The organism is Helcococcus bovis, from assembly GCF_046035835.1.
GTDB classification, from domain to species: Bacteria; Bacillota; Clostridia; order Tissierellales; family Peptoniphilaceae; genus Helcococcus; species Helcococcus bovis.
In genome coordinates, this window is record NZ_JBFNGB010000004.1 from 87,743 (window position 1) to 96,375 (window position 8,633).

Consider the following 8,633-nt stretch of genomic DNA (forward strand, 5'->3'; position numbering starts at 1 on the left):
AAAAATTACAATTTACATGTACATTTTTTGTATATTTTAACATTCAATTACAAAAAGGATTAGTATGAAAAGATTAGATATTTTAGTAAGTTATATAGATGAAAATAAAATAGTTGCTGATATAGGTGCAGATCATGGAATTACTTCTATAAAAGTTTATGAAGAAAAAAATCCTAAAAAAGTTATTGCAACAGATATTTCAGCAAATTCATTGCAAAAGCTTAGAGATAAATTGGAAAATAATAATTATAATATTGAAACAATCGTTACAGATGGTATATATGCATTAAATCAAGAAGTTAATCAAATAATTATTTCAGGAATGGGAGGATTTTTGATTGCTGAAATTCTTGAAAGAGGGATAGAAGTTGCTAAAAATGCTGAAAAACTTATACTTCAACCAAATAACTCTCAAACTCACTTGAGAAAATGGCTTCATGATAATAATTTTGAAATTATAGACGAAAATATCTGTAAGGAAGAAGGATATTTTTATAATATCATTGTTGCTGAGTTTAAGAAAAATGAGCCGGTTGAAAAATATTTTAAAGAGGAATTTTATAAATACGGTAAAAATAACGTATTAAATAAAGATGATATCACAAAAGAAATCATTGAGATTGAAATACAAGATTTAAGGGATGTATACATTCGTATAAAAAAAATAGATACAGAAAAGACAAATAGAAGAAAACAAGAGATTTTGGAAGAAATCAAGTCATTGGAAGGATTATTATGCAAATTCGAGAAATAATTGAAAAATTTGAAGAAAAACATCCTTTACATTTACAAGAAAAATGGGATAATGGTGGTATTCAAGTTGGAAATAAAAATGATGAAATTAAAAATATTTTATGTGTGCTTGAAATTACAGAAGAATCTATAGATTATGCCATTCAAAATGATTGTAATTTAATAATTTCCCATCATCCGATAATTTTTCCAAATGTGAATAATATTCAATTTGATGATTTTAAGGGGAAAAAGATAATTAAAGCAATAAAGAATGACATATGTATTTATGCGTCACATACTGCTTCAGATGTAAGTGGATTTAATGAATTTTTGTTTGAGAAGATGGGATATAAATCTGAGGGTAAAATCATTCCTACTGAAGAAAAATATGGATATGGCTCAATTGCTACATTTGAACACTCTTTAAAAGAAATAGTTTCAAACATAAAAACAGGATTTGGATTAGATAAAGTTACTTTTTACAATGCAAATAATGACATCAAAAAAATAGGATTTGTTTCAGGATCAGGTATGGATTTTATAAATGAAGCAATTTCTTTAGGCGTTGATTTATACGTTACAGGTGATGTAACTCATCATGATGCTATGGATACTCTTGAAAAAGGATGTTCAATTTTGGACATTTCACATGAAGGGTCGGAAAGATTATTTGCTGATTTTATAGAATCATTTTTACTAGAAGAAAAATTACCTGAAAAAGTTCAAATTTTTAAGTATTATAATGATGAAAAATATTTGCCAAAAATCATTTAATTGATTATTTTCAATAATTGTGGTAAGATTTCATTGCGAGTATGTTAGATAATCGCTGGTAATAATTATTACGAGAGGAAAGTCCGTGCACCACACAGCAGAATGCCAGATAACGTCTGGTGGAGGCGACTCTAAGGATAGTGCAACAGAGATATACCGCTGAACCCCTAACTTATGCGTTCAACTATTTCATGGTATAAAATACCATGAAATAGTTGAAGTATAAAGTAGGTGTCATGCCAAGAATCTCTAAGAAAAGCGACCGAAAAGGAAGCTTCGATTAGTAAGATTCGACGACGGAATCCTAAGTATTTCAAAACTTGAACACATAAGTTAGGAGTTCAGTAAGGGTGGAAAGGCGAGGTAAGAGCTCACCAGCACATGGGTAACTATGTGGCTATGTAAACCCCATTCGGTGCAAGATCAGAATAGGATATAAACCTAGTAGCTGGCTAGGTCCGGTAGGTAGATTGCTTGAATGCATAGGCGACTATGCATCTAGATAGATGATTATCAAATACAGAACACGGCTTATAAATATGCTCGCATATTTTTTTATATAGGAGATGGATATGAAATTAAAAATGGTAACAGAAAAGTTTAAACCTAAATATGCTACTGAAGGTTCAGCGGGATTTGACTTGTATTGTAACAATCAAGAACCAGTCACTGTGAAACCAAATGAAGTTGTAAAAATTCCAACAGGTATAAAGGTTGCAATTCCAGAAGGATATTTTGGTGCCATATATCCAAGATCCTCAACAGGAATCAAACACAGAATCACATTAGCAAACACAACAGGGATAATTGACAGTGATTACAGGGGAGACATTCAAATCTTTTTTGTAAATAATTCTGACAAGGACCATGTGATTCACAATGGAGACAGACTTGCTCAAATGGTTATTCAACCTTATGTAAGAGTTGATATTGAGCTAGTTGATGAACTTGATGAAACACATCGTGGTGAAGGTGGGATTGGTTCAACGGGAAGATAATGAAATTTTAGGATAGAATTTTGAATTTCTATCCTTTTTTTATTTTAAAATTTACTGTATAATAAAATCTATTACGGAGGATATTATGGAGAAATTGAAATTCAAATCGAGATGGGGTTTTATCATAGCCTGTGTCGGTTCAGCAGTAGGAATGGCTAATGTATGGGGCTTCCCTTACAAAGTCGGATCAAATGGCGGTGGAGCATTTTTACTATGCTATTTGTTCTTTATAATGATTTTTAGCTATACAGGTCTTTCATCAGAATACGCAATTGGTAGAAGATCAAAAACAGGTACACTTGGCTCTTATCAATATGCTTGGAAGACAAGAAATAAAGAAAAGATTGGGAAAATTATAGGGTGGATTCCACTAATAGGAATGGTGACTATAGCAATAGGGTATTCAGTAATTATTTCTTATGTGTTTAAGGCTTTAGTTGATTCTTTAAGTGGAATGTTGATGACAGCAAACCCGGAAGAATGGTTTAATTCATTTGCGTTTAAAAATTATTCAGTGATTCCATATCATGTATTTGTCGTAATATTTACGATGATTACGGTATTATTCGGAGTAAGTAGTATAGAAAAAACAAACAAAATAATTATGCCGCTATTTTTTATTCTATTCTTAATCCTTGCAATTAGAGTATTTTTCATGTCTGGAGCAATTGAGGGATATAAATTTATGTTTACACCAGATTGGACATATTTGAAAAATCCAATGACATGGGTTTGGGCGATGGGACAAGCATTCTTTTCACTTTCAATAACTGGATCAGGGATGATAGTTTACGGTTCATATCTTGGAGATGATGTAGATATTTTAAATGGGGCTAAAAATACAGCTTTATTTGACACTTTAGCAGCATTAGTAGCAGCATTAGTTATGATACCGGCAGCATTTGCATTCAAATTAGATCAAAGTTCTGGACCGGGATTACTATTTAATACATTGCCTAAAGTATTGCAAAACATACAACTAGGACAAATTTTTTCAGTTATCTTGTATACAGCAGTTCTATTCGGTGGAGTAAGTTCAATGCAAAACATGCTTGAAGCAGTGACAGAATCAATTACATATAAGATAAAGGGCGCAAACAGAAAAGTTGTTTTAGTGCTTTTATGTATTGTAGTTCTATCAGCAGGAATATTTATGGAGCCAATTGCTGAAACAAAAGGAGCAATTTTAGGTGGATGGGGTCCATGGATGGATCTTGTTTCAATCTATGTAATTCCAATAGGAGCTGCATTAGGTGCATTCTCATGGTTCTGGGTATGGAAAAAAGAAGAAATTATAGAAGAAATTAATAAAGGAAGTTCAAAGAAAATTGGAAAATTATGGTATTTTGTAGGAAAATGGATATACACACCACTAGCAATAATTTTATGTTTAATTGCCTTGATTTACAAAATATCATTTTAGGAAGGAATTAATATGATAAATCCAATAGGATTATATTTGCATATTCCATTTTGTCAGAAAAAATGTAATTACTGTGATTTTTTAACATATATAGATGAAGATGAAAAAATAGACCTTTATGTAGAATATTTGTTAAAGGAAATTAGCTTATATAAAAATCAAAATATTTCATTAAATACGGTATATATCGGGGGTGGCACACCTTCATATTTAGCAGCATCATATATGGATAAAATATTAAAAGAATTGAAAAATACATTTAAAATAACAGAAAATGTAGAAATTACCATTGAGATGAATCCCGAATCTGTTACAGAAGAAAAGATTAAAATTTATCTTGAAAATGGAGTAAATAGATTTTCAATGGGAGTACAAACCTTTAATAACGATGTATTACGAATTATGGGGAGAATCCACAATAGCTATACAGTATTTAAAAAGTTAAAAATGTTACGAGAGCTCGGATGTAAAAATATCAGCATAGATTTAATGCTTGCAAATCCTAAACAGGATATGAAAGTTTTGGAAAAAGATTTAGAAATTGTTTCAAAATTAGATATAGACCACGTTTCATATTATTCATTAATTCTTAAAGAAAAAACATATTTTGACCTTTGGTTCAATGATGGGAAAATTGAACTATTTGATCCGGAGATTGAAAGAAATATGTACCATAAGGTTGTAAATACATTAAAGCTAAATGGATTTAATCAATATGAAATTTCCAGCTTTGCAAAATCGTCAAAATTTGAAAGTTTACATAACAAAAAATATTGGAATTTACAAGATTATGTAGGTATCGGTATGGGAGCAGCTTCTAATATTGGACTAACAAGATGCACAAATCATAGAAAATTTGATGAATATTTTAAAATGATTGATAATGGAGAAAAGCCAATTCAAGAAGTTGAAAATCTTGATAAAGATACAAGAGAAAAAGAGTATATGATGTTAAAACTAAGAATGCAAAAAGGTTTTGAAATATTAGATATGAATACAAGATTTAATATAGATATTATGGAAAAGTACGGAGATGTACTTAAGAAGAATATTGAAAATGGCATATTAGAAAATGACGGAATTAATATCAAGTTTACTGACTTTGGTATTGATAATGGTAATATGTTTTTTAGAGATTTGTATAAAATATAAAAAACTCCTTATGCTACTAAGCCTCATTCCTATTGGAATTGCTAATGTGGTGTAAGGAGATTTTTTATTGTTTTATTTTATTTAAAATTAGAATCTGTTATAATTGTTAAATTTGAACTAACATAAATTTTATGGTATGATTATTGAAAAAAATAAAGGTAGTAGGAGATGTTATGGGATATAATTTAGGAGATAAACTTAGGGAAATAAGAAAATCTAAAAACTTAACTTTAGAAAAATTTGCAGATAAATTAAATATTAGTCGCCGACAATATATAAGAATAGAGTTAAATGAATCTACTCCTACTATAGAAAAACTAGAACAATTTTCAGAAATATTAAAAATTGATTTGTTTAAGATTTATAGAGGGCTAAAAAATAACGAAATATCGGATTACTTGAATTTAAGAAAAGAGCTTTTTATCATATTAGACAATAGAGAAATTGACAAATTAAAAGTTTTCATTGAAGATTTAAAACTTAGATATGATGATTTTGATAAAACAAGAAGTCAAATACTAATTAAACAATTATATTTTTTTGCTAAAGGGATATTACTTTTTTATGATAGAAATTTTAATTGCTCATTAGAAATTTTGAATAAATCATTAAAAATAACTATTCCTGATTTTGAAATTGACAAATTTAATTTATTTGAATATAACGAAATAGAATATAGAATTTTATTTGTTATTTCGTTTAATTATAAATATCTTAATATTACAAAAATATATTATGACATTATCGATTTTATGGAAAAAACAATTTCAGAAGATGATTTACTGTATATACAGTTCATATATAATAAGTATTATTCAATCTATAATACAAAACAATTTGAAACTGTAATAAAAGAACTTTCTAAAATTGTTTCTAAACTAGAAAAAGAAAATAAGCATCAAAACTTAGATAGATTATATTTCTTGATTGGATTATCAAAAAAAGAAATAAATGATATTGATTATAAAAATTACATACAAAAATCAATTAAAATAGCTACTATATTTAAGCAACAACAATTAATTGATTTTTATAAATATTTTCTTACATATTAATATTTCCTATAATCTGAAAACCAGTCAATAATAGGAGGGTTACCGGGTTTAGGATTTTCTTCTTTTTTTGATGCTACAAAAAAATTAAACAACATTAATATAGAAATAAACAAAATAACTTTTTTCATAATCTCTCCTTGCTTTTTTTATATATTAGTTTAAAATAAACGTTTTTACAATGACATGTATGTCACTTTATATAATATTTTTGGATAATTTATTTTAATAGTGACATCGATGTCATTGTTAAACGAAAATAATTATATTAATATAGGGTTGTAAGTTATAATTTACAAAAAAAATATTAATGTAGGAGAAGAAAATGAAAAAAAATATTAAAAAAATAGTAGCTTTTGTATTTGCATGTGGCTTGGTGTTTTCAAGTTTTAATGGAGTATATGCGTATGATAAATTTGATAACAGGATTGTTCCTATGGGGATGGTTAAAACAGTGCTTATTTATAATGAAACTCTGCCTGCAAGTACAAATTCGATTTACGTATTTAAGAGAGTACAAGAAAATGGTTTGTATTATGAAGGATATATAAAAAGAGGAAAAAAGGTTGATAAGACAGAAAGTACATTACATTATTATTCTGGAACACTATACCTAGTTTCAAATCCATATGACATAGGAAAATATTCTAATTATATTGATAAATAAATATAAAAAGCTAGTCTTTTTGACTAGCTTTTTATCAAATAAGAGGCTAACATGATTAAACTAGAACTAAAAAAAATATATAAATCAAAATTAATATTAGTTACAGTTATTTTTGCCATTATCATGTCTTTTTATGTAAACTATATTTCAAATACAAAAGATGGATTGTATATAGAATACAGTTCATATGAGGGCTTGACACCTCTTAGTATTTTTTATGAAAATTTTTCTAAAAATGAATATAAATTAGTAAATAAGGAAAATTATGGAATAGATTTTGATAAAATGTTTAATTACCATTATAGAAACTATCCAAAACTTATGGATTTTATGTCAAATATTTATAAAAAGACATTTAAGGAAAAGTATGATATAAGTAAAGAATTTTTTTATCTAGAATATAATAATTTAAGAGATGCAATTGCATATAATAAAAAATATGGTTTAGAAATAGAAGATGAAAATGATTTAAAATCCTGGAAATATGGTATTTTTGAGATGGAATATATAAAAGAAAATGATTTACATACCAATATTGGATATTTTGAATTTTTGTCTACAAACTATGTGAGAAGAATAATATATAACAGCAAGATAATATTTGGAATACCATTTTTATTTTTTGTAATATTAGTATTTTATGGAATTTTAAGCAAGGAAAGAGAAGATGGTACAATCAATTTATTAAAAACACAACCTATAAATTATAGAAAATTAGTTATTTCAAAACTAATTTCTATGAATTTAATTTCCATAATATATTTCTCCTCTTTTTTAATATTTTTTGCATTGATATGTTTTGTTCAAGGCATTAATTTAGGAGGATTTAGCGAAATATATAGAATATTTTATGATGGAATTGCGCCAAAGTATTTTAAGGGATATGAATTAATTTTATTAATATTGTTTTCATTTACAATAATAATGAATTTAATATATTCGATAATATTACTAATAAATACAATATTTAGAAATAAATATGCTTCTTTAGGTTCTTTAATATCAATTTTTGGACTAGGATATACATTTACGGAAAATATTCAAAGCTTAAAAATAGTATTTAATCCAATATATGCAATGGACCATGTTAGAAGCATAAAAGGTAAAATAGAATATGTCGTAGAAAAAAATGGAGCACTTATTATTAAAAATATAAATTATAATAGTTTAATTTATTTACTAATATTTTTCGTATCATCAATATTCTTTATTATTGTATCTATAACATTACTTAAATATAATGTTAAATTTTATAATAAAGAAAAAGAAATTGACGTTAAGAAATACAGTTTATTCAAATTTGAAGTAAGAAAAATAGTTAAGAATCAAAGCTTTGTAATATATTTACTTTCAACTTTGATTTTGGTATTTTCTTTACATGTTTTTGAAACTACAAAAGTTATAGAAGGCATTAAATTTAACTTTAGGGAAGAAGGAAAATTAGGAATATATAAAGAACAATTGTCATTAGAAGAAAAAAAACTAAAAAATCTAAATAAGGGAGATATTTCAGAATCTATAAAAATTAATGTAGAAAAACAAAAAAAAATAATAAAAAATTATAATAATTTAATAGATGGATATATTGAAAATGATTCAAATAAATTTTATAAAGCTCAATCATTTGAAGATAAACTAATGTATAATATGATATCGATTAGTGAAAAAATAGAAAAGACTCCATTTAATATATACGAAAATATTTTATTAAATAATGTATCATCTGATAATAAAGTGAAACCAATTGGGAAACAAAGGTTTATGTTTTCTCAGTATCAAAAATTTAAGTCGAATTTTGATGAATCCCAAAATAGAAATAGTACAAAACATTT

Annotated in this window: 9 protein-coding genes and 1 other RNA gene; 9 read left to right on the plus strand and 1 reads right to left on the minus strand. The window is 26.5% G+C overall.

Going from position 1 to position 8,633, the window contains the following annotated elements:
* Positions 1–64 precede the first annotated feature (64 nt).
* The 7 genes from ABGF48_RS02330 to ABGF48_RS02360 all read left to right on the plus strand — a co-directional run bounded on the left by ABGF48_RS02330 (position 65) and on the right by ABGF48_RS02360 (position 6,137).
* Positions 65–754 carry a tRNA (adenine(22)-N(1))-methyltransferase gene (locus ABGF48_RS02330; protein ID WP_408104749.1) on the plus strand — a complete coding sequence of 230 codons (690 nt, stop codon included), beginning with the start codon at positions 65–67 and terminating at the stop codon, positions 752–754.
* Positions 736–1,509: a Nif3-like dinuclear metal center hexameric protein gene (locus tag ABGF48_RS02335; protein ID WP_408104750.1), complete on the plus strand. Its 774-nt coding sequence runs from the start codon at positions 736–738 to the stop codon at positions 1,507–1,509. Before ABGF48_RS02330 ends, ABGF48_RS02335 begins: the two co-directional genes overlap by 19 nt.
* Positions 1,510–1,545: 36 nt before the next feature.
* An RNA gene (rnpB, locus tag ABGF48_RS02340) (RNase P RNA component class A) lies at positions 1,546–2,059 on the plus strand.
* 22 nt (positions 2,060–2,081) lie between these two features.
* On the plus strand, positions 2,082–2,507 hold the full coding sequence (gene dut, locus ABGF48_RS02345; protein ID WP_407933643.1) for a dUTP diphosphatase: 426 nt from the start codon (positions 2,082–2,084) through the stop codon (positions 2,505–2,507).
* An 82-nt stretch (positions 2,508–2,589) separates the two neighbouring features.
* Positions 2,590–3,930, plus strand: coding sequence for a sodium-dependent transporter (locus tag ABGF48_RS02350; protein WP_408104757.1), 1,341 nt, complete (start codon positions 2,590–2,592; stop codon positions 3,928–3,930).
* A 12-nt stretch (positions 3,931–3,942) separates the two neighbouring features.
* Entirely contained in the window at positions 3,943–5,082 is a 1,140-nt protein-coding gene (hemW, locus tag ABGF48_RS02355; RefSeq protein WP_408104751.1) for a radical SAM family heme chaperone HemW, read from the plus strand.
* 173 nt (positions 5,083–5,255) lie between these two features.
* Positions 5,256–6,137 carry a helix-turn-helix domain-containing protein gene (locus tag ABGF48_RS02360; protein WP_408104752.1) on the plus strand — a complete coding sequence of 294 codons (882 nt, stop codon included), beginning with the start codon at positions 5,256–5,258 and terminating at the stop codon, positions 6,135–6,137.
* On the opposite strand, the gene ABGF48_RS02365 is transcribed toward ABGF48_RS02360, so the two are convergent.
* Complete coding sequence (locus ABGF48_RS02365) at positions 6,134–6,265, minus strand: hypothetical protein (RefSeq protein ID WP_408104753.1); 132 nt, start codon at positions 6,263–6,265, stop codon at positions 6,134–6,136. The genes ABGF48_RS02360 and ABGF48_RS02365 overlap by 4 nt on opposite strands.
* 194 nt (positions 6,266–6,459) lie before the next feature.
* On the opposite strand from ABGF48_RS02365, the gene ABGF48_RS02370 reads away from it, so the two are divergent.
* Positions 6,460–6,801, plus strand: coding sequence for a hypothetical protein (locus ABGF48_RS02370; protein ID WP_408104754.1), 342 nt, complete (start codon positions 6,460–6,462; stop codon positions 6,799–6,801).
* Positions 6,802–6,852: 51 nt separating this feature from the next.
* The coding region (locus tag ABGF48_RS02375) for an ABC transporter permease (RefSeq protein WP_408104755.1) at positions 6,853–8,633 on the plus strand (1,781 nt) is incomplete at its 3' end.

What these genes read in the sequence shown, in the direction of transcription:
- ABGF48_RS02330 (WP_408104749.1), top strand. Translation starts at nt 65, where the DNA reads ATGAAAAGATTAGATATTTTAGTAAGTTATATAGATGAAAATAAAATA.
- ABGF48_RS02335 (WP_408104750.1), top strand. Translation starts at nt 736, where the DNA reads ATGCAAATTCGAGAAATAATTGAAAAATTTGAAGAAAAACATCCTTTA.
- dut (WP_407933643.1), top strand. Translation starts at nt 2,082, where the DNA reads ATGAAATTAAAAATGGTAACAGAAAAGTTTAAACCTAAATATGCTACT.
- hemW (WP_408104751.1), top strand. Translation starts at nt 3,943, where the DNA reads ATGATAAATCCAATAGGATTATATTTGCATATTCCATTTTGTCAGAAA.
- ABGF48_RS02360 (WP_408104752.1), top strand. Translation starts at nt 5,256, where the DNA reads ATGGGATATAATTTAGGAGATAAACTTAGGGAAATAAGAAAATCTAAA.
- ABGF48_RS02365 (WP_408104753.1), bottom strand. Translation starts at nt 6,265, where the DNA reads ATGAAAAAAGTTATTTTGTTTATTTCTATATTAATGTTGTTTAATTTT.
- ABGF48_RS02370 (WP_408104754.1), top strand. Translation starts at nt 6,460, where the DNA reads ATGAAAAAAAATATTAAAAAAATAGTAGCTTTTGTATTTGCATGTGGC.